The following is a 25,537-nucleotide window of genomic DNA, read 5'->3' as shown; positions in this document are numbered from 1 at the left end:
ACGGGTAAGTAAATACAGAAGTTGTCGGGTAACAGATTAAATTGAATTAAGCATTGGCAGGAAGTGCCTGCTCGAGGGCTGCCTTTGCTTTATGGTAATCACCGTACTGAGCCTCCCAGGTGGAGTAGTACAGGCCTTTCTGTGCCATCAGACTCTCATGCGTGCCGCGCTCGGCGATGCGTCCGTGATCGAGATACAGGATCTCATCGGCACTCTGCACCGAAGAAATGCGGTGGGCAATGATGATCTTGGAAACATCTTTTTTCTCGGCGAGATGGCTCTGGATTTCGTATTCGGTCTCCATATCGAGCGCCGAGGTGGAATCATCCAGTACGAGGATCGGAGCCTGTTTTGCCAGGGCGCGTGCGATGGAAAGACGCTGCTTCTGACCGCCGGAAAGTCCCATGCCGCGTTCGCCGATGACGGTTTCGTACTGATCCGAAAGATGGTCGACGAACTCGGAAGCACATGCAGCGGAGACAGCGTTATGTACCTCCTCGGATTTCATCGTGCTGCGGCTGCCGAGGCGGACATTCTCAGAAATGGTATCTGAGAACAGGAAGACGTCCTGCATGACGACGGAAGAAGTATCGCGCACGGTGCGCAGCGGCAGGGTGCGGATATCGTGGCCGTCGAGACAGATGTAACCGTCGGTGACATCGTAAAAACGCTCGAGCAGATTGACGATGGTTGTTTTTCCGGAACCCGTCATACCCATGATGCCGAGTGTGTGGCCCTGCTTTAAGGTAAAGTCGATATCCTGCAGAATCGGTGTGTCATGCAGGGAGAAATCGACGTGATGGAATTCCAGGTCACCCGGAAGTTTTGAAAGCTCCACCGGATTTTCCGGTTCTGCGATCTGCGGCTCCTCTGCGAGAATTTTGTTCAGCTTCTTGTTGGAAGCAATCGCAGAAGCGAAGCAGTTGCCGAGCCAGCCGACGTTTTCGATCGGCCAGGTGATCTTGGAGGTGTACTCCATAAAGGCCGTTAAAACACCGAGCGTAATGCGTCCGTGGATGACACCGTAGCCGCCCGCGAGAAGGACGAGCACGCGCATCAGCTTCGTAAGAAACGAGATGGCGGGATCGTATTTCATCAGGACGCGCGCCTGATCCATGTTGAGATCGCAGTATTTCTGATTGTGTTTCCGGAATTTTTTGATCTCATACGGTTCCCGTGCAAAGGATTTGACGGTGCGGACACCGGCGAGATTTTCCTGTGCAACGGTATTCATGACGGCGTTTTCTTCGCTGATGGCATCGTAGACACGGTCGAGTTCTTTTTCGAGGCGGATTGCGATGCCTGCGACGAAAGGAAGGATCGCCACGGAGACGAGTGTCAGCGGCAGATCCAGTTTGACCATACTGACCATTGCCATCATGATACAGATCAGGCCTTCTAAGATCAGCATGCCGGCAAAGCCGAGGATATCCCAGATCCGGTCGACGTCATCGCGCACGCGGGCGAGGAGTTCGCCGGTATTGTTTTTGTCAAAGTATTCCACCGAAAGCCGCTGGACGTGGCGGAACAGGTTGCCCCTCATCTGGCTGGCGACGCGGACGCTGCTGACATCGAATAAAAATTCTTTGATGTACTGAAACAGGGCTTTTGCGGCACCGATCAGAAGAAAGGCGGCAAGGTATTTCCAGAGCAGTTCCATTTTGTGACCGACCAGCACGTCATCCACGATGTGCAGCGTGACAAGCGGCGCGAGCATATCGAGAAAGACACTTAAGGCCATGGAACCAAAAGCGAAAACGTAGTAGTACCAGTTCTGGAGCAGGTACTTACCGATTGGATTTTTCTTCATGAATGTTAAAACCTCCTCATTGATGTCGTTTGGGTGTCTGGCAGAACATAGGCTTTCAAAAGCTCCGTAAGTGTGGGAACGGAACAACGGGAAACGAAAGCGAAGGCTGCGTTTGTATATAAAAGAAGGGAATCGATGCGGTAAGAAGACCGCGGAATCTGCCTGCCGGAAACGGAGCGAAGCCGGAAAGAACGGTTTCGTACTGTTTATAGCAATAAAAAAAGCCGCAGTATCAACGTACCGCGCCTTCTGTGCGAAATAGCAGGCATAAAGAATGCATAGAGATTTGTTATGCAGAGTTAATGCTTACAAAGAATTTCGAAAGAAGGGCAGCCACCTGGTTTGATCGCCATACGAAGTTTATTCTGTTTTACGCTGGATGCATAAATAAGATTGATCATAAGTGGTGTTCTCCTTTCATGATTTTTTCTGCCGCATCTGATCGAACACGACAGCTTATGGTTCTAAGCTACTCCTGTTTTCTGGATTTGTCAATTGTTATTTTCAAAAATTAAAAAATAAAAGCTGCAAAAGGTATGAAAATTGCGAATTTGGGTAGCTGTTTTGGGGAATATGCGATATAATAAACGAGAGTATAAGCGGAAAAATCACAAGATAACATGTGAAACGAGGGGACAAAAAGATGGAAAAAATAATTGCAGGTCTGGTGCAGATGGATTCCGGGCCGGATATGAATGAAAATATGCGTATGGCCGAGCAGTATGTGCGGGAGGCGGCGGAACAGGGAGCGAAGCTGATTCTTTTCCCGGAGACCGCAGAATACACGGGAGCAGACATGCCGGGCCACGCAAGTGCAGTGCCGGGCTACGTCAGCCGCCGGTTTTCCAGCCTTGCCAAACGGTACGGTGTCTATCTGCACTGTGGCAGCATGACGGTACGGCGCCATCCGGGGCGTCCGTCCAACACGTCGTTTCTGTTCGGACCAGATGGAGAAACGATTGCAGAATACAGCAAAATACATATGTTTGATGTAAATATTCCGGGCAGTGTCTCCTACGAAGAATCACACGAGATCTGCCCGGGAAATGAAATTGTTCTTGCGGACACGGCGCTTGGCCTGTTCGGCATGAGCATCTGCTACGATATCCGCTTTCCGGAACAGTACCGGCTGATGGCATCCTCCGGAGCAGATGCATTTCTGATAGCGGCGGATTTTACGAAAGCAACGGGAGAGCGCCACTGGGAAGCACTGCTGCGCACGCGCGCCATTGAAAACGGATGCTACGTGCTCGCCGCCAACCAGTGCGGCCAGAAAGCGCGGTTTGAGGCGTACGGCCATTCCATGATCCTTGCGCCGGACGGCGAAATTCTTGCGGAGGCAGATGATACCCCGCAGGTACTCATCGCAGAGCTGGATCCGGAAGTGCTGGAGCGGACAAGAAATGAAATCCCGTCTCTGGAAAACAGGAGAGACGATCTTTACCGTGTAAGCTCGGGAAACGTACGGATTTATGAAGAATAAAAATGCAGGGAGGAAATAAGAAGATGGATCAGTTTATACAGTATACCCCGACGGAAGTCGTGTTCGGAAAAGAGACCGAAAACCAGGCAGGCGCTGAGGTAAAGAAATGGGGCGGCACAAAGGTGCTCGTCGTTTACGGAGGCGGAAGTGCAAAACGGAGCGGTCTTCTGGACCGAGTGGAAGCATCTCTTGCAAAAGAGGGCCTTGCCTTTGAAGAGCTTGGCGGCGTAAAACCAAACCCGAGACTTGCCCTTGCCGAGGAGGGTGTGAAAAAAGCAGTGGAAATGCAGGCAGACTTTATTCTTGCCGTCGGCGGCGGAAGCTCGATTGACACCGCAAAAGCCGTTGCGCATGGAGCTGCAAATCCGGCGGAGGCACTCTGGGATATCTGGACGAAAAAAGTACCGCTGACAAAATCTCTCCCGGTAGGAGCGGTTCTGACGATACCGGCAGCCGGAAGCGAGATGAGCGATTCAGCCGTTCTGACAAACGAGGCAATCGGCAAAAAGGCCGGCATCAACACGCCGTTCAACCGCTGCAAATTTGCCATCATGAATCCGGAGCTGGCAGCAACCCTGCCGAAATACCAGATTGCCTGCGGAGTAACCGACATCATGATGCACACGATGGAGCGCTATTTCATTCCGGAGAGCCAGTGCGAGATGACGGACGAGATCGCAGAGGGACTCCTCCGTACCGTAATCAAAAACGGACCGAAGGTTCTGGAAAACCCATCCGATTACAATGCGATGGCGGAAATCATGTGGTGCGGAAGCCTGTCACACAATGGACTGACGGAGTGCGGACGCGGCAAAGATTTTTCGGTACATAAATTTGGCCATGCGTTAAGTGCAAAATACGATGTAGCACACGGCGCATCCCTAGCGGCAGTCTGGGGTGCCTGGGCGAAATACCAGTACGATGAGGAGACGGTTCTCTGGCGGTTTGCACGGTTTGCAGAAAAAGTCTGGGGCATCACAGAGGGAAGCGATCACAAACGGGCAACGGAAGGCATTGAGCGCACAGTAGCGTTCTTCCATTCACTCGGCATGCCGACCTCCCTGCATGAGCTTGATATCCCGAACCCGTCGGATGAGGATCTGCGTGCCCTTTCCATGGATGCAACACAGCAGGACACTGTAAAACTGTCCCGCATCCGCAAGCTGGGCGCACAGGAAGTATATGAGATTTACCAGATGGCGCGATAAAAGGAGGAAAAACAGATGGCAAAAAAGAAAATCGCAGCACTGTTGATCGCAGCGGCCGTTGCGGCAGGAGGCTGGGCGCTTCCAGCAAGGGTAAGCGCAGCAGAAAATGACGGCACGGCCGTAACCTGGCAGCAGGATGAGACGGAAAGTTCCGAGCAGAATTCGGATGAGGAAGCGGCAGTGCAGGAGCAGAGCGGTACTTCGGAAAACGAGACGCCGGCTGTTACGATTCCAGGTGAGGACAACGAACAGGAGCCGGAAGAGAAACTTCCTGCCGGCTGGGTGAAACAGGAGGACGGAAGCTGGAAATACAGAAAAGAGGACGGCACGATGGCCGCCAGCGAGTGGATCACCCATCTGAACCGGAGATATTATCTGAATGCAGACGAAATCATGTGCACGGGTCTTTCGATGGTCAACGGAAAGCTCTATTATTTTGAGAGCTGGGGCGGAGCCGGATACAAAGGCTGGAAAAAAGTCGGCGGGGCATGGTACTATCTGAACGAGGACGGAAGCGTCAAAACGAATGAATGGTTCGTTCACGACAAGAGAACATACCATGTAGATGAAAACGGTGTGATGAGCACCGGACTGCAGAAGATTGACGGAACGCTCTACTACTTCGAGAGCTGGGGCGGAGCCGGATTCCAGGGCTGGAAAAAAGTCGGCGGAACATGGTACTATCTGAATGAGGACGGAAGCCTCAGAACGAATCAGTGGTTTGTGCATGATAAAAGAACGTACCATGTAGACGCAGACGGTGTGATGAGTACCGGCTGGCAGACGATTGACGGCGTTGATTATTACTTTGAAAGCTGGGGCGGCATGCGCGTGAACGCCTGGGCGGCCAAGGGCAGTGACTGGTATTACATGGACAGCAACGGAACCCCAAAAGGGGAAGGCTGGCTGCTGTATGACAAGAACTGGTATTATCTGAGGCAGGACGGCAAAATGATGCACAGTGAATGGCTGTGGTATGATAATAACTGGTATTACCTGCAGAGCTGGGGCGGCATGTATAAGAGCCAGTGGGTAACGATCAAAGGCGCAACGTATTACTTCAGGAGCTGGGGCGGTATTTACAAGAACGGCTGGCAGGAAGTGGACGGAAAAACGTATTACTTCCGAAGCTGGGGAGGCATCTATAAGGATACCTACATCGACGGCTATTACGTTGATAAAAACGGTGTCCGCCGGAACAGCAAAAATATCTGCGTGGCAATCGACGCAGGACACCAGAGAAGAGGAAACAGCGAGAAAGAGCCGATCGGACCGGGATCATCGACCTATAAGGCGAAGGTTGCTTCCGGAACATGCGGTGTGGCAACCGGCATCAATGAGTATGAGCTGAACCTTGCGGTATCCTTAAAGGTACGCGATATCCTTGAGGAGCGCGGCTACGATGTTTACATGATCCGCGAGACGCACGACGTCAATATCAGCAACTCCGAGCGTGCAAAACTTGCCGCGCAGAACGGAGCAGACATTCTCGTGCGTGTACACGCGAACGGCGATTCGAACCAGTCGGTTTACGGAGCACTCACGATGGCACCGAGCAGCAGAAATACGTATCTTTCCGGTGATGTGATCAGCAAGAGCCAGAAGCTCTCCCAGAAGATGATCGCAGCATTCTGCAAAGACACCGGTGCGAAGAACCGCGATGTGATTTACACCGATTCCATGAGCGGCATCAACTGGAGTACCATTCCGGTCACGATCATTGAGCTTGGCTTCATGAGCAATCCTTCCGAGGACCGTTTGATGGCAACCGAGGATTACCGAAACAAGATGGCACAGGGAATTGCGGACGGAATCGACGCATATTACGAATAATCAAAATTGGTCCACTGGACCAATTATTGATATGCCTGGCAACAAAGGGACCTGCCTGAAATGGGCGGGTCCTTTTTGTATGCAAAAAAAAGAAAGCGGAGCGAGTCCGCTTTCTTTTGGGAATCCATAGGAACAGATCTTATTTGTTGTTGTTTTTCTCCAGCTCCTGCATTTTCATCGCACGAACCTTCAGCGGCAGACCGAACAGTGTGATGAATCCGTCTGCATCGTGGTGATCGTAGAGATCGCCGGTGGTGAAGGAAGCAAGAGACTCATTGTACAGGCTGTACGGAGAAGACTCGCCGGCTTTGATGATGTTGCCTTTGAACAGTTTGAATTTTACTTCGCCTGTTACGTATTTCTGGGTTACATCAACGAATGCCTGGATTGCCTCGCGCAGAGGAGTGTACCATTTTCCTTCGTAAACAACCTCAGCAAGCAGGTTTCCGAGATCTTTCTTTGTTTTCAGGGTCTCACGGTCGAGAATCAGCTCCTCTAACTGCTCATGTGCAGCCATCAGGATAGTTCCGCCAGGAGTCTCATAAACACCGCGGGATTTCATGCCGACAACACGGTTCTCAACGATATCAACAATACCGATGCCGTGTTTTCCCCCCAGCTTGTTCAGCTCGGTGATGATTTCAGAAACTTTCATTTCTTTTCCGTTTAAGGTCTTCGGAACGCCGGCCTCAAAGGTCATGGTTACGTACTCGCCTTCGTCCGGAGCTTTTTCCGGAGGAGTGGTCAGTACGAGAAGATCGTCGTAGTTCGGCTCGTTGGACGGATCCTCAAGCTCAAGTCCCTCATGGCTGATGTGCCACAGGTTACGGTCACGGCTGTAGCTGTGGTTTGCATCAAACGGAAGGTCGATGCCGTGTGCTTTACAGTAAGCCAGCTCGTCTTCACGGGACTGCATGGTCCATACATCGGTCATTCTCCAAGGAGCGATTACTTTGATATCCGGAGCAAGGGCCTTGATACCGAGCTCGAAACGGATCTGGTCATTTCCTTTACCGGTAGCGCCGTGGCAGATGGCAACAGCACCTTCTTTTCTTGCGATCTCAACGAGTTTCTTTGCGATAACCGGACGTGCCATGGAAGTACCGAGCAGGTATTTGTTCTCATAAACAGCGCCTGCTTTTACGCACGGCATGATGAAGTCTTCACTGAACTCGTCGATAACGTTTTCGATATATAATTTGGAAGCGCCGGAAAGTTTTGCTCTCTCATCGAGGCCAACCAGCTCGTTTCCCTGGCCGCAGTCGATGCAGCAGCAGATTACTTCGTAGTCAAAGGTCTCTTTCAGCCACGGAATAATGGCAGTAGTATCAAGTCCGCCGGAATAGGCAAGTACAACTTTTTCTTTCATAATGTAAGATCCTCCTTGGATTTCTCGTGCACCTATATGCGCGGTGCATCGTCAATGACTAAAATATACATCATACGACAGGATTATGCAAGCTTTTTTTCAGAAATTCAAAAAAAACTTGCATAATATACATTTGAGGTGTATACTTATGCAATCGACGGTATATGACAGCAGAAAACAAAGATTTTTCATTGAAAAAAGAAAATAATTGAGCTATCATAAAGAGAAAAGAAAAAATGTCCGGCAAGACAAGAAAACGGGCGAAAGAAAAAGGAGAAAAAGGTATGATCAGAGCAGGAATTATCGGTTCTACAGGATATGCAGGAGGCGAGCTGGTGCGTATTCTCCTGGGACACAAAGATGTGGAGATTAAATGGTATGGTTCCAGAAGCTATATCGATAAGAAATATGCGTCGGTTTACCAGAATATGTTTCAGTTAGTAGACGATGTCTGCAAGGACGACAACATGGAGCAGCTTGCAAAGGAAGTAGACGTCATTTTTACAGCAACTCCGCAGGGACTCTGTGCTTCCCTGGTAAATGATGAAATTCTTTCGAAAGTAAAGGTCATCGACCTGAGCGCCGATTTCCGTATTAAAGATGTAAAAACGTATGAAGAGTGGTACAAGATCGAGCACAAATCCCCGCAGTATATCGACGAGGCGGTTTACGGACTGTGCGAGATCAACCGTGAGAAAGTAAAACAGGCGCGCATCGTGGCAAACCCGGGATGCTATCCGACCTGCTCGACTCTTTCGATTTATCCTTTATTAAAGGAAGATCTCATTGATGGCAACACCATCATCATCGATGCAAAATCCGGAACTTCCGGAGCAGGAAGAGGAGCGAAAGTGGACAACCTCTACTGTGAGGTCAATGAAAACATCAAGGCATACGGCGTTGCCGGCCACCGCCACACACCGGAGATCGAGGAGCAGCTTTCCTATGCAGCCGGCTACCCGATCACCCTGAACTTCACCCCGCATCTTGTTCCGATGAACCGCGGCATTCTCGTAACGGCATACGCATCCCTGAAAAAAGATGTGACCTATGAAGAGGTTAAAGCCGTTTACGATAAGTATTATGCCAACGAGCAGTTTGTACGTGTTCTCGATAAGGATGTCTGCCCGCAGACGAAATGGGTCGAGGGAAGCAACTATGTGGATGTCAACTTCAAGATCGATCCGAGAACGAAACGAATCATCATGATGGGTGCGATGGACAACCTGGTCAAAGGCGCAGCAGGACAGGCGGTACAGAATATGAACCTGATGTTCGGTCTGCCGGAAAACGAAGGCCTGTGCATGCCGCCGATGTTCCCGTAATGAGGAAACGTCGGAAAGGTAACATCGAGATACAGCGTAAGAAAAATCAAGATGAACTCTGAATTGTTACAATAGAATGTAAAAAGTGAGGATAAAATAATGAAGAAAATCGAAGGAGGCATTACCGCTGCAAAAGGCTTTCAGGCAGCAGGCGGTGCGGCAGGAATTAAAAAACAGGGTGTAAAGGATATGGCACTCGTTTACAGTGAAGTACCGTGCGTAGCAGCAGGAACCTTTACGACCAATATTGTAAAAGCAGCTCCGGTCAAATGGGATCAGGAGATCGTATACAACCATCCGAATGCACAGGCTATCGTCTGCAACAGCGGTATTGCCAATGCATGCACCGGCGAGGAGGGCTATGGCTACTGTAAAAAGACCGCAGAAGCGGCATCCGCAGCACTTTCGATTCCGGAAGATTCTGTACTCGTTGCATCGACCGGTGTTATCGGAAAACAGATCCCGATCGATAAGATCGCAGCCGGCGTGGAAATGCTGAAACCGCAGCTTGCAGCTACAAGAGAAGCCGCAGCTACAGCAGCACAGGCGATCATGACAACCGACACCGAGCCGAAGGAAGTTGCTGTTCAGATCGAAATCGGCGGAAAAACCGTAACGATCGGCAGCATGTGCAAGGGCTCCGGAATGATCCATCCGAATATGTGCACCATGCTGAGCTTTGTGGCAACCGATGCAAATATTTCGAAAGAGATGCTGCAGAAAGCACTGAGCGAAGTCGTACCGGACACCTACAACATGGTTTCCGTAGACGGTGATACTTCCACAAACGATACCGTTCTCCTTTTGGCAAACGGTCTTGCCGGAAACCCGGAAATTACGGAAGAAAACGAGGATTACAAGATTTTCAAAGAAGCACTCTTTGAAGTCAATAAAACACAGGCGATGCACATCGCAGGCGACGGCGAGGGCGCAACCGCACTGTTCGAAGTGACGATTCAGGGAGCCGAGAGCAAAGAGCAGGCCGTGACACTGGCAAAATCCGTCATCACATCGAGTCTGACGAAAGCGGCAATCTTCGGCCATGACGCCAACTGGGGAAGAATCCTCTGCGCGATGGGTTACTCCGGAGCAAAATTCGATCCGGAAAATGTAGACCTCTACTTTGAGAGCGTAGCCGGAAAACTGCAGATTATCACGAAAGGTGTTGCCGTTGACTACAGCGAGGAGGAGGCAACGAAGATCCTCTCCGAGCCGAAAGTAACTGCGACCGCCGATATCCACATGGGAGAGGCGACAGCAACGGCATGGGGCTGCGACCTGACCTACGACTATGTAAAAATTAATGCGGATTACCGTTCTTGAAAAATAGTCGGATAAAAATTCTGAGGGAATACAACGAAACAGTGCCGGGAAACCGTATTTCCGGTACAGCAGAATCAGGAATCAAAAGAGGAGAGCGAGGAAAAAATCATGGTAAATCAGATGTATCTGGACAAAGCAAATGTGCTGATCGAGGCACTTCCTTATATTCAGCGGTTCAACCGCAAAATCATTGTCATCAAATACGGCGGAAGCGCAATGGTGGATGAAGAGTTAAAGAGAAACGTCATTCAGGACGTAGTTCTTCTGAAACTGGTCGGCTTCAAACCGATCATCGTACATGGCGGCGGAAAGGAAATCAGCCGCTGGGTCGGAAAAGTCGGCATGGAACCGAAATTCGTCAACGGCCTTCGTGTAACGGATGCCGATACGATGGAGGTGGCAGAGATGGTGCTGAATAAGGTCAACAAAGAGCTTGTCACCATGATTCAGTCACTCGGAGTTAATGCTGTCGGCATCAGCGGAAAAGACGGCGGACTCTTAAATGTAGAGAAGAAGCTGTCCAAGGGCGAGGATATCGGCTTCGTTGGAAATATCAAGAACGTAAACCCGAAGGTGCTGTACGATCTTCTGGAGAACGACTTCCTTCCGGTTGTCTGCCCGGTCGGCATGGATGATGATTTCAATACTTACAATATCAACGCAGACGACGCGGCATGCGCCATCGCTGAGGCGTTAAATGCAGAAAAACTGGCATTCCTGACCGATATCGAGGGTGTCTACAAAGATCCGAAGGATCCGGAGAGCCTGATTTCCGAGCTCCACGTACAGGAAGCAAGAGATCTCATCACAAACGGAAATGTCGGCGGCGGCATGATTCCAAAACTGCAGGGCTGCATCGATGCGATCGGGAACGGCGTATCGAGAGTCCACATCATGGACGGAAGAATCCCGCACTGCCTGCTGCTTGAGATCTTTACGAACAAAGGAATTGGTACGGCTATTTTAGGGGAAAACAAGGAGAAATTCAATCATGAAGACGAATGAGTATATGGAACAGACCGAGCAGTACGTGCTCCACACCTATAACCGGTTCCCGCTCGTGATCGACCACGGCGAGGGCGTTCATCTGTATGACACCGACGGAAAAGCATATCTGGACTTTGCGGCAGGTATCGCGGTATATGCGCTCGGCTACAGCAATGACGATTATAAAAAAGCAGTGAAAGACCAGGTGGACAAAGTCATCCATGTTTCCAACCTGTTCTACAATGTTCCGATGGGCTCCGCGGCAGAAAAGCTGGCGAAGGCATCCGGCATGGATAAAGTATTCTTTACGAACAGCGGTACGGAGTCGATCGAGGGAGCCATCAAAGTAGCGAGAAAATACGCTTACTTAAAAGACGGCAGCAACGATCATGAGATCATCGCGATGAACCATTCCTTCCATGGAAGAAGCCTTGGAGCGCTTTCTGTAACAGGAAATACGCATTATCAGGATCCGTTCAAACCGCTGATCGGCGGCATTAAATTTGCGGATTTTAATGATCTGGAGAGCGTAAAGGCACAGATTACCGACAAGACATGTGCGATCATCATGGAGACTGTACAGGGCGAGGGCGGTATCTATCCGGCAACGAAAGAATTTTTACAGGGCGTGCGCGATCTGTGTGACGAGCACGACATCCTGCTGATTCTCGACGAGATCCAGTGCGGTATGGGAAGAACGGGAAAACTGTTCGCATGGCAGGATTACGGCGTACAGCCGGATGTCATGACGTGTGCAAAAGCACTTGGCTGCGGCGTTCCGGTCGGCGCCTTCGTGCTGAATAAAAAGACGGCAGAGCATTCGCTCGTTCCGGGAGACCACGGAACGACATACGGCGGAAACCCGCTGGCCTGCGCGGCTGTCAATGCTGTATTTGAATGCTATGAGAAACAGCATGTCGTAGAGCATGTAGCAGAGACGGCTCCGTATCTGGAGAAAAAGCTGGACGAGCTGGTGAAAAAATATGACTGCCTCGCAGCACGCCGTGGAAAAGGCTTTATGCAGGGCCTTGTCGTAACGGGCCGTCCGGTCGGAGAAGTCATCAACCGCGCGATTGAGAACGGACTTCTTGTGATTTCCGCCGGAAGCGACGTTCTTCGTATGGTACCGCCGCTTGTGATTACGAAAGATGACATCGATGAGATGATTGAAAAACTGGAGAAAGCATTACAGTAATGTGAAATAGACAGCCGTCTGGTTTCCTATGCAGGAGACCGGGCGGCTGTTTTCCTGCTGTCCCTGAATTCTGTATAAAAACGGGGAAAAAAGGAATAGTATAAAATGTACTCTCGGGGCCTTTCTGCACTTGCTTTTACGGCCGATTTTCCGCCAACTGCACCCAAATTTCATCAACGTACGCACCGCGTACGCCTCAGAAATTTGGGCACAACTGACAAAAAATCTTCTCGTAAAATCAAGCGCAGAAAGACTCCGAGAGTACATAAAAAAACAGCAGGAGGAAGAATCAATGGCGGGAATTTTAACAGCGCTGCTTTCCGGCGCACTGATGAGTATTCAGGGCGTTTTCAACACAGAGGTGACGAAACAGACGAGTACATGGCTGGCGGCCGGCTGGGTGCAGATTAGTGCGTTTGCCGTCTGTCTTGCGGCATGGTGCATCACCGGGAGGGAGCCGATCGGGGATCTGTTCCGCGTAAAGCCGTGGTATCTGCTGCTCGGCGGGGCAATTGGCGCGTTTATCACGATCACGGTTATCTGGAGTATGGCAGGGCTCGGCCCGGCGAAGGCGGCGATGCTGATCGTCATTTCCCAGCTCGCAGCGGCGTGGCTGATTGAACTGTTCGGCCTTTTCGGTATGGAAAAAACGGATTTCACCGTGCGCAAGCTGCTCGGCATGGCAGTGGCAGTTGTGGGAATTGTAGTGTTTCAGTGGGAATAACGATTAAGATTTCTACTTGTATTTTTATGGTTTCTTCGATACAATAGAAACGTAGTTATGCGTACACAAGGGACCCTTGCGCGTCAGATGCGAAGCGGAAGGGAGTACACAGCATGAAATTGAAAAAACAGCAGAACAGAGGCAGAAAACATGCAAAAATACTGGCGGCGATGCTGGTTTTTTTGCTCTGCGGATGCAACCACAGGGATACAGAATACAAACTGTCAGATAGCACAGGCGGGAGCACGGCGGAAACCGTTTTCGGGAATCAGAAGGAAGTGGATGAGGAGCAGACGGTTTCCGAAAAAAGCGCCGGAGAAACCACAGGCATTCCAGAAAAACGTGAGGCACAGGAGGCAGCACCGGAAGAAACGGTGCAGGTTTATATCTGCGGTGCGGTCGCTTCCCCCGGTGTCTACACGCTGCCGGGCGGAAGCCGCGTAGTGCAGGCTGTGGAAGCGGCAGGCGGATTTCTGCCGGATGCTGAAGAAAAAATCCTCAATCTTGCACGGAAAATCGAAGACGGAGAGCAGATCACCGTCTGGACGCGCGAGGAGGCAGAAAACATGGAAAGCACGGAAACACCGCAGCAGAATACGGGCGGCACGGAGCAGGCTTCCGGTTCCGGCAAAGTCAACCTGAACACGGCCGGAAAAGAAGAACTGATGACACTCTCCGGCATCGGAGAGAGCCGTGCGGATGCCATCATCGCCTATCGCGAAGCAAACGGCCCGTTTGGTTCGATTGAGGAGATTATGAACATTGAGGGCATCAAGGAAAAGATGTTTGAAAAGATAAGGGGTTCTATCGAGGTTTAGAACAAGAAGGAGAAGAAATGGCAAAGAAAGTTCTTGTAGTTGATGATGAAAAACTGATCGTAAAAGGAATCCGCTTCAGCCTGGAGCAGGACGGCATGGAGGTTGACTGCGCATACGACGGCGAGGAAGCACTCTCCATGGCAAAAGAAAAAGAATACGATATGATCCTTCTGGATCTGATGCTGCCAAAGCTGGACGGATTGTCCGTCTGCCAGCAGATCCGTGAATTTTCCAACGTTCCGATCGTCATGCTGACCGCAAAGGGCGAGGACATGGACAAAATCCTGGGACTGGAATACGGCGCAGATGATTACATCACAAAGCCGTTCAACATTCTGGAAGTAAAAGCACGCATCAAGGCCATCATGCGCCGTGCGGCCCGCCAGGAGCCAAAAGAAGAGAAAGCAAAAGTCGTACAGGTGAAAGACCTGCGGATCGACTGCGAGGGCAGAAGAGTCTTCATCGGAGACCGCGAGATCAATCTGACTGCGAAGGAGTTCGATGTGCTCGAGCTTCTCGTCTTCAATCCGAACAAGGTGTACAGCAGAGAGAACCTGCTGAACATTGTCTGGGGCTATGAGTACCCGGGCGACGTGCGCACCGTAGATGTACATATCCGCCGTCTGCGCGAAAAGATCGAGAAAAATCCAAGTGAACCGAAGTATGTTCACACAAAGTGGGGAGTTGGTTACTATTTCCAGGCTTAAAAACAAAGAAAAATGGAAGTTTCTGCGGAGTCTGCGCTTCCGCATCACGGTGATTCTTGTGATCATCGGCATTGTACCGTGTGTGATCCTTGAGAAGAGCATCGTAAACAGCTATGAGGACCGTGCGGTATCGGTGCGCAGTATTACCGTAAAAAATCAGTGCGATATTATCTGCAACCAGCTCATCCAGCAGAATTACATGGAAGATCCTGGATCGGATGTCATCAACGGACAGCTCAGTATGCTGACGAATATCTACGGCGGCAGAATCCTGATTATTGACCAGGATTTCCGCGTCATCAAAGATACGTACGATATGGACCGCGGAAAGACGATTATCTCGCAGGAGGTCATCCAGAGCTTTCAGGGCAAGGAGACGAGCCAGTACGACCGGAAAAACAGCTATCTGGAAATGACGGTGCGGATTCAGAATACCGAGACGAAGGAGACGCTCGGCGTTATGCTCGTCAGCATTTCGACGGATGAGATCCGTGCGAATATGAAAATTCTGGAGACGAAGGGAATGACGATTCTTTCGATCATTGCGCTTCTCGTGCTGGTTTTTGGCTATCTGCTCGCGGGCATTCTGATGAAGCCGTTCCAGAAGGTCACCCGTTCCATCGAGGACATCACCGATGGCTATCTTGATGAAAGCATTTCTGTTCCGGATTACCTCGAGACAGAGCTGATCACGGACGCATTCAACAAGATGCTGACCCGCGTCCGCACGCTCGACGATTCCCGCCAGGAATTTGTTTCGAACGTCTCGCATGAGTTAAAGACGCCGCTTGCGTCCATGAAGGTTCTGGCGGATTCGCTGAACGGGCAGGAGGGCGTTCCGGTGGAACTTTATCAGGAGTTCATGCAGGATATTACCTCGGAGATCGACCGCGAAAACCAGATTATTACCGACCTTTTGTCGCTGGTCAAGATGGACAAAAAGGTGGCAGACCTCAATATCACCCAGGTCAATATCAACGAGCTGTTAGAGCAGCTGCTGAAGCGGCTTCATCCGATTGCCGCACAGAAAAATGTGGAGCTCATTCTCGACAGCTTCCGCCCGGTCAATGCGGAGGTGGATGCGACGAAGCTCTCGCTGGCGTTCTCGAACCTGATCGAAAACGGCATCAAGTACAACAACGAGAATGGATGGGTGCGTGTATCCTTAAATGCGGATCACAAATATTTCTACGTGACGGTGGCAGACTCCGGCATCGGCATCCCGGAGGAGTCGATTGCGCATATCTTCGAGCGTTTTTACCGCGTGGATAAGTCCCACTCGCGGGAAATCGGCGGAACCGGCCTTGGCCTTGCGATTGCGCGGAGCGCGATTGTCATGCACCGGGGAGCGATCCGTGTATACAGCAAAGAAAACGAGGGAACGACATTTTCCGTGCGGATTCCTCTGAATTACGTGATGTAGGAGGTGGCGCACATGAAACGGATACTTGGCGTACTGCTGGCCGGCGTGCTGCTTCTTAGCGGCTGCGGGCAGTGGCAGAAGAGCCAGAAGGAGTCGGCGTATCACCTGTACTGCCTGGACAAAACCGGCACAACACTGGTGCAGGAGCCGTATGAACCAAAAGAAGGAACGGATCAGAAACTGATCAAGGAGCTGGTTGACGCGCTGCAGGAGAAACCTGCCAAGGACGGAAACCAGGCACTTCTTTCCAATGGGATTTCCATCAAGACGTATACGCTGGAGAACGGGCTCCTTACGCTGAACTTAAGCGGAGAGTACGGAGAGCTTGCGCGGCCGCAGGAGGTTTTGGTGCGTGCAGGACTGGTGCGTACCTTTGTGCAGGTTCCGGAGGTGGAGCGCGTGACGCTTCTGATCGACGGGGATCCGTTAAAGGATTCCAAAGGACGCGAGATCGGAACGATGACGGCGGACAGCTTTCTGGAAAATTCCGGAAGGGAAATTTATCAGTATCAGTATGCGACGCTGACACTGTATTTTGCAAATGAAGCAGGCGATCATCTTGTGAAGGAGACGCGGCGGGTGCCGTACAGCACGAACATCCCGCTGGAGCGTGTCGTGGTGGAGCAGCTGATGAAGGGACCGAAAGAAGACGGCCACTATGCAGTGCTGCCGGATACGATGAATGTCTTAAGTGTCACGACATCCGATCGGATTGCCTATGTGAATTTTGACAAATCTTTTAAGGATTCTGCGCTTTCGAGTGTGGCGGAGCAGATTCCGATTTATGCGGTGGTGGATTCCATCACGGCGAACTGTAAGGTGGATAAGGTGCAGTTTTCCATCAACGGAGAGAGCGATGTAACCTTCCGTGAAACGATGAAACTCAATCAGTTCTACGAGGAAGACCTGTCTTATCTGGAGGAAAAAGATATATGAGAAAACGGCCCATGTGCCTGGCGTGTCTTGGATTCATGCTGGTGCTTGTGCTGCTGCAGATTGCGGGCGTGCCTCTTGGCACGCCTTTTTCTGACCCCAAATACGAAAACAAAGCGCAGCAGGGCAGGAAGGTGTGGATTGCAGGGACAATTGAAACGTATGAGAAAAAGAGCAGCAATAACGGGTATGTGCTGCGCGGGGAGGGAAGCAAAGGGAAAATTTATCTGCTCGCAAAGCGGGGAGATCTGCCGGTCGGAGCCGCTGTGCGGGTGTACGGAACTGTAAAAAAGCCGGAAAGCCCGCGCAATCCGGGGATGTTTGATGAGAAAACATATTATGAGGGAAAAGGCTGTGCGTTCTACGTGATTTCGGAGCGGGAGGAAGTTGTGGATGTCGGGCGGTGGAATCTCGGCGAAGCGCTCCGGCTGGAGCGGGAGCGGTGCTGTGCCGTTTTAAAAGAAATGATGCCGGAGGAGGAGGCAGGTGTGCTTTCTGCGATGCTGCTCGGGGAACGGTCGGAACTCACGGAGGAGACGTATCTGGCGTATCAGCAGAGCGGTCTGCTGCACCTGATTTCCGTTTCTGGCATGCATCTGATGCTGCTCGGCATGGCACTCCGACGGCTGCTGATGGCGCTGCATCTGCCGAAAACTCCCGCGTCTCTGGCAGCGGCCGCCGGTATGGTGCTGTATGGCATGTTTACCGGCAGCGGAACGGCGACCGTGCGTGCAGTGGTGATGTTTGCAGTGCGGATGGGAGCTGTCGCAGTGGGAAGGACGTATGATTCCTTAAGTGCGCTCTCTCTTGCGGCAATTCTGATGCTGGCGGAAAATCCCTCGTATCTGGAGCAGAGCGGGTTCTGGCTTTCGTTTGGAGCAGTAACAGCCATTTCCGGGGTTTATCCGGTTCTGGCGGGGGAGAAGGCGGAACGGAAGAGACGCGGGGAAAAAACGGGGCTGGAAAAACTTGCGGCGAAAGGGAAAGAGGCTGCGATGGTGTACCTTTCCCTGCAGCTTGTCATGATCCCGCTGCAGGCGTGGTATTTTTATGAGATTCCGCTCTTTGCGTTTCTGCCGAATCTGTTTGCAGGAGCTGTCATGACGGCGGTGCTGCTGACGGGTGCTGCGGGGCTTCTGGCGGGACTGGCAAGTGTGAAAGCGGGAAGTGTTGTTCTGCTTCCGGCGCGGTTCCTGCTCACACTTCTGCGGCAGATGACAGCGGCGGTCGCACAGATTCCGGGAAATGTGTGGATCTGCGGTCAGCCGGAAAAATGGCAGATGGCAGGATATGGAATCATTCTGACCGGTCTGCTGGTGATACTGTATGTGCGAAAACGAAAACGGGAGATGAATCCGGATGGGGCAAAACGAAAAGGTGCGCAGGCACGAAGGCGGGAGCGGATGCTCTTTGGTATTACCATGTTTTTTGCCTGTGTTCTGCTTTTTTACCGTCCCCGGGAAACGTTTTCCATTACAGCGCTGGACGTCGGCCAGGGCGATGCGCTGGTGGTGGAGAGCGGCCGTTTTCTGATGCTGAATGACGGCGGGAGCAGCAGTGCGTCTGCGATCGGGGAAAAAAGGATTCTCCCGTATCTGAAACAGCGCGGCATTGCCGCTCTTGATGCCGTTGTTGTCACGCACCCGGACGCAGATCACACGAACGGAATCCTCGAACTGCTGGAGATGATCGGGGAGCAGAAAACGGCGCTTCGCATCCGCCATCTGTTCCTGCCTGTGTGGATGAAAGGAAGCGAAAAAGAAAATCCTTTTATTTTAGCCGCACAAAAAGCGGGAATTATGGTAGAATATCTAAAAAAGGGAGACGAGATCCGTGCAGGAGAACTCACCGTATCGGTGCTTCATCCGGGAGCGGACGAAGACTATACGGGAGAGGAAAACGCCGGAAGTGTTGTATTACAGCTTTCCTGCGGTGCCTGCCGCGCACTTCTGACGGGAGATCTGGAGGGAAGCGGAGAAGAAGAGGTCCTGGGGGCGGCAGAGCGGTGCCAGATTTTAAAGGTGGCGCACCACGGCTCGAGAAATTCAACGAGCGAGGCATTTCTGAACCGCATACAGCCGCAGATCAGCCTGATTTCCTGCGCGTGGCCGGGACGGTACGGCCATCCGCACCGGGAGCTGCTGGAGCGGCTTCGTGCCTGCAAAAGCCATATCTACGGAACACCGGTGGATGGAGCCGTGACAGTACAGTTGAAGCGTGACCGCCTGGCGGTTCACGGATACCGGTCGGATGTGGAATTTCCCGTCTCCTGAATGGTCAAAAGCTCCGGCTGCTGCGGCACTGCGCAAACGTGCTTCTGCCGGAACGAAAGAAAGAGGATGGAATGAAAAGCATTTTAGAAGATATCAAAACGCAGAATTTTAAGCAGGCCTACCTGCTCTACGGAGAAGAAGCCTATCTGAAGCATCAGTATAAAAACAAGCTGAAAAACGCACTGCTGCCGGAGGACGACACGATGAATTTCTCCCGCTTTGAGGGAAAAGGAACCGAGATTCCCAAAGTGATTGACCTTGCGGAGACGATGCCGTTTTTTGCGGACCGCCGTGTGATTCTGCTGGAAAATACGGGATTTTTCAAAAACAAAGCCGACGCGCTGGCAGACTACATGGGATCCCTGCCGGATTATCTGGTGCTGATCTTCGTGGAGGAGGAAGTTGATAAGCGGAACCGTATGTACAAGGCGGTGCAGAAGCAGGGAAGAGCAGTGGAATTTGCTCGTCAGGACGAAAAGACGCTGATGACCTGGGTACTCGGCATGATGAAAAAAGAGGGAAAAAAGATCACGCGCCAGGATATGGAAGATTTTCTGGAAAAGACGGGCACGGATATGGGAAATATCTCGCAGGAGCTGGAAAAACTGCTCAGCTATACGATGGGAAGAGATGTGATCACGCGGGCGGATATCGAGGCAGTCTGCACAACGCAGATTACGAACCGGATTTTCGAGATGATCCGCGCGGTAACGGAGAAGAAGCAGCGGAAAGCGCTCGATCTGTATCAGGATCTGCTGGCTTTAAAGGAGCCGCCGATGCGGATTCTCTTTCTGCTGGCACGCCAGTTCAATCTGCTGCTGCAGGTCAAAGAGCTGCTGGCAGAGCACTGCGATCAGGCGACGATCGCAAAACGGACGGGACTGCAGAGCTTCGTTGTGCGGAACTATATTCCCATGTCGCGCCAGTATGCGGCGGAGGAATTAAAAGCGGCGGTCAATGACTGCGTGCAGATGGAAGAGGACGTGAAGACGGGAAAAATTTCCGATCTGCTGAGCGTGGAGCTGCTGATTACGAAATACAGCAGGGCGGCGTAAGAGCAGAGTTTTCTATAGCAAGACCCGAAAATAATGCAAAAAAGGCAGTGCTGCTGAGCGCGAATTGCAAGGAACAGATTTGAAGGCGTACCGGGGTACGACGAAAATCTGTGACGCAGTAATTCACGCTCTGCGGTGCTGAATTTTTTGCATTATTTTCGGGGATTGCTATAAAAAGAACAAGGCGTACCGGTACAGGAAAACTGGCCGATACGCCTTGTTCTGTGTTTATCAAAAGATCTGTCGCGGCGCACTCTTTTGGTAAGCATAAAAAAAAGAACCCAGCCACATGACGGTATGACTAAGTTCTCTTTGATTTATATCTTTATTATGCGATTGAGTTTACAGCTTTGCTCAGATTGGATACTTTTCTGGCAGCGTTGTTTTTATGATAAACGCCTTTAGAAGCAGCCTTGTCGATGGTAGAGATCGCATTTACTAATGCAGCAGCAGCAGCCTCTTTATCGTTTGCAGCAACAGCAGCATCTACTTTTTTCATAGAAGTCTTAACTGCAGAACGGATTGCTTTGTTGCGGTCTGCCTTTGTCTGATTTACCAGGATTCTTTTCTTTGCGGATTTAATGTTAGCCAAACTGTACACCTCCAATATTTTTAAAATTAATGTGATTTAAGGGATGTTATTCAATGGAACAGACACGGGCGCTCCACTGAAACATGCTTTATTATCCTATAATATTTCGCATGGTTTGTCAATACATATTTTTGAGAAAATTGCAAAAACTACAACAAAAATACAGGAGAAGGAGAAAAGTATGATAGGAAAGTATAGGATGCGGACAGACCTGGCGATGGAGAATCAGGAAAAATTTGAGAGGGACCATGTGGAGATCTCCGGGGTCGAGATTGAGAAGAAGAAAAGAAAGGCGGAAATTCAGACAACCATTGTGAAAATCACATCGGAGCAGGGTGCAAAAATGATGGGAAAGCCGAAAGGGACGTATGTGACGATCGAAGCGCCGCTGCTTTTGACGGCAGACGAGGAGGAGAGCCGGAAAGCGGCGGAGGAGTTTTCCCACTGTCTGATGGAAATGGTGCCGGAAGCGTGCGGATCCGTTCTTGTGGCCGGCCTCGGCAACCGCGGCATCACGCCGGATGCGCTCGGGCCGGAGACGGTGGAGCAGCTTAACGTTACGCGCCATCTGGTGCGCACCTACGGAAAGAAGGGCCGGGAAGTGAGTGCCCTTGCTCCCGGCGTTATGGCACAGACGGGCATGGAGGCAGTGGAAATCCTGCGCGGAACGGCAGAACAGACCCATCCAGATGTGATTCTCGCCGTGGATGCCCTTGCCGCATGCAGTATTCACCGGCTGAACTGTACGATCCAGCTTGCCGACACCGGAATCTGGCCGGGCTCGGGCGTCGGAAACCACCGCAATGCCTTAAATCAGGAGACGCTCGGCGTGCCGGTCATCGGAATCGGTGTGCCGACCGTTGTAGGGGCAGGAACGATCGTCCACGATGCCGTCGCAGGCGTTCTGGAATCGCTGGAGGAGTCCGAGATGGATGAATTTCTGGGAGAAGTCATTTCACCGGCGCTCGAAAGCCTTTACGTGACGACAAAAGAGATCGACGAGATGGTCCGCCGCCTGGCCGGGGTTCTTGCGGCAGGTATGAATCAGGCATTTTCCGGGGAACTGTAACATATCATGAATATGGTGATAATATGTGGAATGCCAGGCGAAATGGACGATGGTTCGGATGGGGATGTCTTTTCCTGTCCTGCAGTATACTGCTGTTCCGCAGTGCAGCGGTTCTCCGGAAAAATCATTTCTCAGAGGGGAAAGTTCTGCTGCAGCGGGCGGCAGCACAGGCGGAGCAGTTATCCGTGGATGTGATGATGCCGCTTCTTTTTTATGACGGAAAAGAGGACGGAAGGGGATGGATGGAAAATCTCCTCGCGGCAGTGCGGGATCAGATACCGGCGCTTCGGGAGGGAAGCACGGCAGAGAATACGCTGTCTGCCGGGACAGAAGCAGCGGAAACGGATACGGCGAAGCAGGATTCGAATCCGGGACCGGGAGCAGAAAGAGGGCAGACAGAATCGAAGGAGCAGGGAACTGAGGAAGATCAAAAGGATGGAACTCAAAAAGATGAAACTCAAAAAGATGGAATGGAAATCACGGAGCCGGAGCAGACGGAAACAGGAATCACAGAACCGGCAGCCGGAGAGTCGGCATCAACGGCAGAACCCGAAGCGCCGCAGTCTGTCCCGGAGGAGACCATCGAAACCGGCGGCGCACCGCGTGAGATTCTCTACCCGGAGGCCGACACGATTCAGGAGACAATTTCCCCTGACCTTCTTGCTGACCAGCAGGCGCTCCTGAACCGCTTCTTCGTTGTCGATCCCAACACTTCGGTCCTGCCGGGCGAGATCGACGGCAGCACCCTGCTCGGAAAAGACCTGACCCTGCCGGAAAATGCCGAAGGCCCGCAGATTCTGATCTATCATACCCATTCGCAGGAAACCTTCGCCGATTCCCGGCCGGGAGAAAGAGCGGACACGGTAATCGGCCTCGGTGATGATCTGCAGGAGCTTCTGGAAAAGCAGTACGGATACGAAGTGCTTCATATTACAGAGGCATTTGACATGAAAGAAGGCTGTCTCGAGCGGAGCCGCGCCTACAACTACGCGGAGCCGGTCATCGCAGCGGCGCTGGAAGAACACCCGTCCATTCAGGTCGTGATCGACCTGCACCGGGACGGGGTCAATGGTTCAAAACGTCTTGTGACAGAAATCAACGGAAAGCCGACCGCGCAGATCATGTTTTTCAACGGCCTTTCCCGCACGAAAGAAAGCGGCGAACTGACAAGCCTGCCCAATCCGTATCAGGCGGAAAACCTTGCATTTTCCTTTCAGATGGAGTATGAGGCAGAACAGTATTATCCCGGCTTTTCACGCTGTATCTATTTAAAAGGCTACCGCTACAACCTCCATCTCCGCCCGAGATCTGTTCTTCTCGAGGTTGGTGCGCAGACGAATACGGTCGAGGAGGTGAAAAATGCAATGGGGCCGTTTTCGGATATCCTGCATAAAGTTCTGTCGGGCAAAAGTCCGGCATCAGGCGGATAAATTTATCTTGCTTTTTTGAGTGGAATTTCGTATCATACAAAATAGACAGATTGCGGGAGTACGAAATATGGAGCAATCTGGTATCGTAGGGAAAAAGCAGGAGGAAAAAACTTGTCAGGAATAGATCAGAGTAAAATTCGTAATTTTTGTATTATTGCCCATATCGACCATGGAAAATCAACCCTTGCGGACCGTATTATTCAGAAAACAGGCCTTTTGACCGAGCGTGAGATGCAGGATCAGGTGCTGGACAATATGGATCTGGAGCGTGAGCGCGGCATCACGATCAAGGCACAGGCGGTCCGTACCGTATACAAAGCGGCCGACGGCGAGGAGTACATTTTAAACATGATTGACACCCCGGGCCATGTTGACTTCAACTATGAGGTTTCCAGAAGCCTTGCCGCATGCGACGGCGCGCTGCTCGTTGTCGATGCATCGCAGGGTATCGAGGCGCAGACCCTTGCCAACGTCTATCTCGCCCTTGACCATGACCTGGATGTGTTCCCGGTCATCAACAAAGTAGACCTTCCAAGCGCCGAGCCGGACCGTGTAATTGCAGAGATCGAGGATGTCATCGGACTGGAAGCGCAGGATGCTCCGCGGATTTCCGCAAAAACCGGCCTGAACGTGGACGAGGTGCTCGAGCAGATCGTACAGAAAATTCCGGCACCGGAAGGTGATCCGACGGAACCGTTAAAAGCACTGATTTTCGACTCCGTCTACGATGCATACCGCGGCGTCATCATTTCCTGCCGTGTGATGGAAGGAAGCGTGAAAAAAGGAACGAGAATCCGCATGATGGCGACAGGCGCTGTCGAGGAAGTTGTCGAGGTCGGCTACTTCGGCGCAGGCCGTCTGATCCCGTGCGACGAGCTCTCCGCCGGAATGGTAGGCTATATCACCGCCAGCATCAAAAACGTGCGCGACACCCGCGTGGGTGATACCGTGACCGATGCCGACCGTCCGTGTGCAGAAGCACTGCCGGGCTACAAAAAAGTCAACCCGATGGTATATTGCGGCATGTACCCGGCCGACGGCGCACAGTACGGTGATCTGCGCGACGCGCTGGAAAAACTGCAGTTAAACGATGCATCCCTCTTCTACGAGCCGGAGACATCGGCAGCACTGGGCTTTGGCTTCCGCTGCGGTTTCCTTGGACTGCTTCACCTGGAAATTATTCAGGAGCGCCTGGAGCGTGAGTACAATCTGGATCTCGTGACGACCGCACCGAGCGTTATCTATAAGGTTCACAAAACCGACGGAACCGTCATTGACCTGACCAACCCGTCGAATCTGCCGGACCCGTCCGAGATTGATTATATGGAAGAGCCGCTGGTAAAAGCAGAGATTATGGTGACGACCGACTACATCGGACCGATCATGGAGCTCTGCCAGCAGAGACGAGGCCAGTATCAGGGAATGGAATACATGGAGACGACGCGTGCGATGCTTCATTACCATCTCCCGCTGAATGAGATTATCTACGATTTCTTTGATGCCTTAAAATCCCGCTCCAAAGGTTACGCGTCATTCGACTACGAGCTGCTCGGCTATGAGAGAAGCGAGCTTGTAAAACTCGATATCCTCGTCAATAAAGAAGAAGTGGATGCGCTGTCCTTCATCGTATTCGAGGGATCTGCCTACGAGCGCGGAAGAAAGATGTGCGAGAAGCTCAAAGAAGAGATTCCGCGGCAGCTCTTCGAAATCCCGATCCAGGCGGCTGTCGGATCGAAGATTATCGCCAGAGAAACCGTCCGCGCGATGCGCAAAGACGTCCTCGCCAAGTGCTACGGCGGCGATATTTCCCGAAAGAAGAAGCTGCTGGAGAAGCAGAAGGAAGGTAAGAAGCGGATGCGCCAGGTAGGAAACGTGGAGATTCCGCAGAAAGCCTTTATGAGCGTGCTGAAACTGGATGAAAATTAAGAGATAAAAATGAGACCGGCCTGTCGGCGCCGCCTGCTGTTGCGGGAGCGCAGG

At 51.6% G+C, this 25,537-nt stretch carries 20 protein-coding genes; 17 read left to right on the top strand and 3 right to left on the bottom strand.

Features of this window, described 5'->3' with window-relative positions:
- Window positions 1-46: 46 nt before the first annotated feature.
- Window positions 47-1,810, bottom strand: coding sequence for an ABC transporter ATP-binding protein (locus I2G42_RS02895; RefSeq protein ID WP_173829715.1), 1,764 nt, complete (start codon window positions 1,808-1,810; stop codon window positions 47-49).
- Between the two features lie 643 nt (window positions 1,811-2,453).
- On the opposite strand from I2G42_RS02895, the gene I2G42_RS02890 reads away from it, so the two are divergent.
- From I2G42_RS02890 to I2G42_RS02880, 3 genes are read left to right on the top strand one after another with little or no spacing between them, the layout of a single operon-like run.
- Window positions 2,454-3,293 (top strand): carbon-nitrogen hydrolase family protein, encoded by an 840-nt coding sequence (locus I2G42_RS02890; protein ID WP_195530712.1) that lies wholly within the window; start codon window positions 2,454-2,456, stop codon window positions 3,291-3,293.
- Window positions 3,294-3,316: 23 nt separating this feature from the next.
- Window positions 3,317-4,501, top strand: a complete 1,185-nt coding sequence (locus tag I2G42_RS02885) for an iron-containing alcohol dehydrogenase (protein WP_082426140.1) — start codon at window positions 3,317-3,319, stop codon at window positions 4,499-4,501.
- 15 nt (window positions 4,502-4,516) lie between these two features.
- Entirely contained in the window at window positions 4,517-6,334 is a 1,818-nt protein-coding gene (locus tag I2G42_RS02880) for an N-acetylmuramoyl-L-alanine amidase (RefSeq protein WP_195530711.1), read from the top strand.
- A gap of 139 nt (window positions 6,335-6,473) precedes the next feature.
- On the opposite strand, the gene I2G42_RS02875 is transcribed toward I2G42_RS02880, so the two are convergent.
- On the bottom strand, window positions 6,474-7,706 hold the full coding sequence (locus tag I2G42_RS02875) for an argininosuccinate synthase (RefSeq protein ID WP_055218598.1): 1,233 nt from the start codon (window positions 7,704-7,706) through the stop codon (window positions 6,474-6,476).
- Window positions 7,707-7,987: 281 nt separating this feature from the next.
- Between I2G42_RS02875 and argC the strand changes: the two genes are divergently transcribed.
- From argC to holA, 11 genes are all read left to right on the top strand, one after another.
- Window positions 7,988-9,028: an N-acetyl-gamma-glutamyl-phosphate reductase gene (gene argC, locus I2G42_RS02870; RefSeq protein ID WP_022462202.1), complete on the top strand. Its 1,041-nt coding sequence runs from the start codon at window positions 7,988-7,990 to the stop codon at window positions 9,026-9,028.
- Between the two features lie 99 nt (window positions 9,029-9,127).
- A complete protein-coding gene (gene argJ / locus I2G42_RS02865; protein ID WP_195530710.1) occupies window positions 9,128-10,351 on the top strand; it encodes a bifunctional glutamate N-acetyltransferase/amino-acid acetyltransferase ArgJ in 1,224 nt (407 codons plus the stop codon).
- 108 nt (window positions 10,352-10,459) lie between these two features.
- Window positions 10,460-11,356: an acetylglutamate kinase gene (argB, locus tag I2G42_RS02860; RefSeq protein WP_055218602.1), complete on the top strand. Its 897-nt coding sequence runs from the start codon at window positions 10,460-10,462 to the stop codon at window positions 11,354-11,356.
- Entirely contained in the window at window positions 11,343-12,533 is a 1,191-nt protein-coding gene (locus tag I2G42_RS02855) for an aspartate aminotransferase family protein (protein ID WP_055218603.1), read from the top strand. The genes argB and I2G42_RS02855 overlap by 14 nt, the downstream gene beginning before the upstream one ends.
- 292 nt (window positions 12,534-12,825) lie before the next feature.
- Window positions 12,826-13,257, top strand: coding sequence for a DMT family transporter (locus I2G42_RS02850; protein ID WP_055218605.1), 432 nt, complete (start codon window positions 12,826-12,828; stop codon window positions 13,255-13,257).
- Window positions 13,258-13,370: 113 nt separating this feature from the next.
- Entirely contained in the window at window positions 13,371-14,075 is a 705-nt protein-coding gene (locus tag I2G42_RS02845; RefSeq protein ID WP_195530709.1) for a helix-hairpin-helix domain-containing protein, read from the top strand.
- Window positions 14,076-14,092: 17 nt separating this feature from the next.
- Window positions 14,093-14,782 (top strand): response regulator transcription factor, encoded by a 690-nt coding sequence (locus tag I2G42_RS02840; protein WP_055218609.1) that lies wholly within the window; start codon window positions 14,093-14,095, stop codon window positions 14,780-14,782.
- Window positions 14,739-16,205: a sensor histidine kinase gene (locus I2G42_RS02835; protein ID WP_055218612.1), complete on the top strand. Its 1,467-nt coding sequence runs from the start codon at window positions 14,739-14,741 to the stop codon at window positions 16,203-16,205. The genes I2G42_RS02840 and I2G42_RS02835 overlap by 44 nt, the downstream gene beginning before the upstream one ends.
- A gap of 12 nt (window positions 16,206-16,217) precedes the next feature.
- Complete coding sequence (locus I2G42_RS02830) at window positions 16,218-17,141, top strand: GerMN domain-containing protein (RefSeq protein ID WP_055218615.1); 924 nt, start codon at window positions 16,218-16,220, stop codon at window positions 17,139-17,141.
- Complete coding sequence (locus tag I2G42_RS02825) at window positions 17,138-19,411, top strand: DNA internalization-related competence protein ComEC/Rec2 (RefSeq protein WP_195530708.1); 2,274 nt, start codon at window positions 17,138-17,140, stop codon at window positions 19,409-19,411. Before I2G42_RS02830 ends, I2G42_RS02825 begins: the two co-directional genes overlap by 4 nt.
- 71 nt (window positions 19,412-19,482) lie before the next feature.
- Window positions 19,483-20,466, top strand: coding sequence for a DNA polymerase III subunit delta (holA, locus tag I2G42_RS02820; protein WP_055227342.1), 984 nt, complete (start codon window positions 19,483-19,485; stop codon window positions 20,464-20,466).
- A gap of 328 nt (window positions 20,467-20,794) precedes the next feature.
- Here holA and rpsT read toward each other — a convergent pair whose 3' ends face one another.
- Window positions 20,795-21,058, bottom strand: a complete 264-nt coding sequence (gene rpsT, locus I2G42_RS02815) for a 30S ribosomal protein S20 (RefSeq protein ID WP_022462214.1) — start codon at window positions 21,056-21,058, stop codon at window positions 20,795-20,797.
- A gap of 181 nt (window positions 21,059-21,239) precedes the next feature.
- Here rpsT and gpr point away from each other — a divergent pair, with 181 nt between their 5' ends.
- The 3 genes from gpr to lepA all read left to right on the top strand — a co-directional run bounded on the left by gpr (window position 21,240) and on the right by lepA (window position 25,483).
- Window positions 21,240-22,127: a GPR endopeptidase gene (gene gpr / locus I2G42_RS02810; RefSeq protein WP_055218620.1), complete on the top strand. Its 888-nt coding sequence runs from the start codon at window positions 21,240-21,242 to the stop codon at window positions 22,125-22,127.
- Window positions 22,128-22,150: 23 nt separating this feature from the next.
- Complete coding sequence (locus tag I2G42_RS02805) at window positions 22,151-23,557, top strand: stage II sporulation protein P (RefSeq protein WP_243277118.1); 1,407 nt, start codon at window positions 22,151-22,153, stop codon at window positions 23,555-23,557.
- 111 nt (window positions 23,558-23,668) lie between these two features.
- The gene (gene lepA, locus I2G42_RS02800) at window positions 23,669-25,483 is read left to right on the top strand and encodes a translation elongation factor 4 (RefSeq protein ID WP_022462217.1); all 1,815 of its coding nucleotides are present in this window, start codon (window positions 23,669-23,671) and stop codon (window positions 25,481-25,483) included.
- Window positions 25,484-25,537 lie beyond the last annotated feature (54 nt).

The sequence above is a fragment of the Fusicatenibacter saccharivorans genome, from assembly GCF_015557635.1.
Taxonomy (GTDB): Bacteria; Bacillota; Clostridia; order Lachnospirales; family Lachnospiraceae; genus Fusicatenibacter; species Fusicatenibacter saccharivorans.
The sequence above is the reverse complement of the archived record's forward strand: the minus strand, read 5'-3'. Positions and strand labels throughout refer to the sequence as shown.

Excerpts from the sequence above, each read along its gene's own strand:
- I2G42_RS02855 (WP_055218603.1), top strand. The coding sequence starts at position 11,343 with ATGAAGACGAATGAGTATATGGAACAGACCGAGCAGTACGTGCTCCAC.
- I2G42_RS02830 (WP_055218615.1), top strand. The coding sequence starts at position 16,218 with ATGAAACGGATACTTGGCGTACTGCTGGCCGGCGTGCTGCTTCTTAGC.
- argB (WP_055218602.1), top strand. The coding sequence starts at position 10,460 with ATGGTAAATCAGATGTATCTGGACAAAGCAAATGTGCTGATCGAGGCA.
- I2G42_RS02840 (WP_055218609.1), top strand. The coding sequence starts at position 14,093 with ATGGCAAAGAAAGTTCTTGTAGTTGATGATGAAAAACTGATCGTAAAA.
- I2G42_RS02880 (WP_195530711.1), top strand. The coding sequence starts at position 4,517 with ATGGCAAAAAAGAAAATCGCAGCACTGTTGATCGCAGCGGCCGTTGCG.
- I2G42_RS02835 (WP_055218612.1), top strand. The coding sequence starts at position 14,739 with ATGTTCACACAAAGTGGGGAGTTGGTTACTATTTCCAGGCTTAAAAAC.
- holA (WP_055227342.1), top strand. The coding sequence starts at position 19,483 with ATGAAAAGCATTTTAGAAGATATCAAAACGCAGAATTTTAAGCAGGCC.
- I2G42_RS02850 (WP_055218605.1), top strand. The coding sequence starts at position 12,826 with ATGGCGGGAATTTTAACAGCGCTGCTTTCCGGCGCACTGATGAGTATT.
- I2G42_RS02890 (WP_195530712.1), top strand. The coding sequence starts at position 2,454 with ATGGAAAAAATAATTGCAGGTCTGGTGCAGATGGATTCCGGGCCGGAT.
- gpr (WP_055218620.1), top strand. The coding sequence starts at position 21,240 with ATGATAGGAAAGTATAGGATGCGGACAGACCTGGCGATGGAGAATCAG.
- I2G42_RS02825 (WP_195530708.1), top strand. The coding sequence starts at position 17,138 with ATGAGAAAACGGCCCATGTGCCTGGCGTGTCTTGGATTCATGCTGGTG.
- I2G42_RS02895 (WP_173829715.1), bottom strand. The coding sequence starts at position 1,810 with ATGAAGAAAAATCCAATCGGTAAGTACCTGCTCCAGAACTGGTACTAC.
- I2G42_RS02805 (WP_243277118.1), top strand. The coding sequence starts at position 22,151 with ATGTGGAATGCCAGGCGAAATGGACGATGGTTCGGATGGGGATGTCTT.
- I2G42_RS02845 (WP_195530709.1), top strand. The coding sequence starts at position 13,371 with ATGAAATTGAAAAAACAGCAGAACAGAGGCAGAAAACATGCAAAAATA.
- argC (WP_022462202.1), top strand. The coding sequence starts at position 7,988 with ATGATCAGAGCAGGAATTATCGGTTCTACAGGATATGCAGGAGGCGAG.
- I2G42_RS02885 (WP_082426140.1), top strand. The coding sequence starts at position 3,317 with ATGGATCAGTTTATACAGTATACCCCGACGGAAGTCGTGTTCGGAAAA.
- argJ (WP_195530710.1), top strand. The coding sequence starts at position 9,128 with ATGAAGAAAATCGAAGGAGGCATTACCGCTGCAAAAGGCTTTCAGGCA.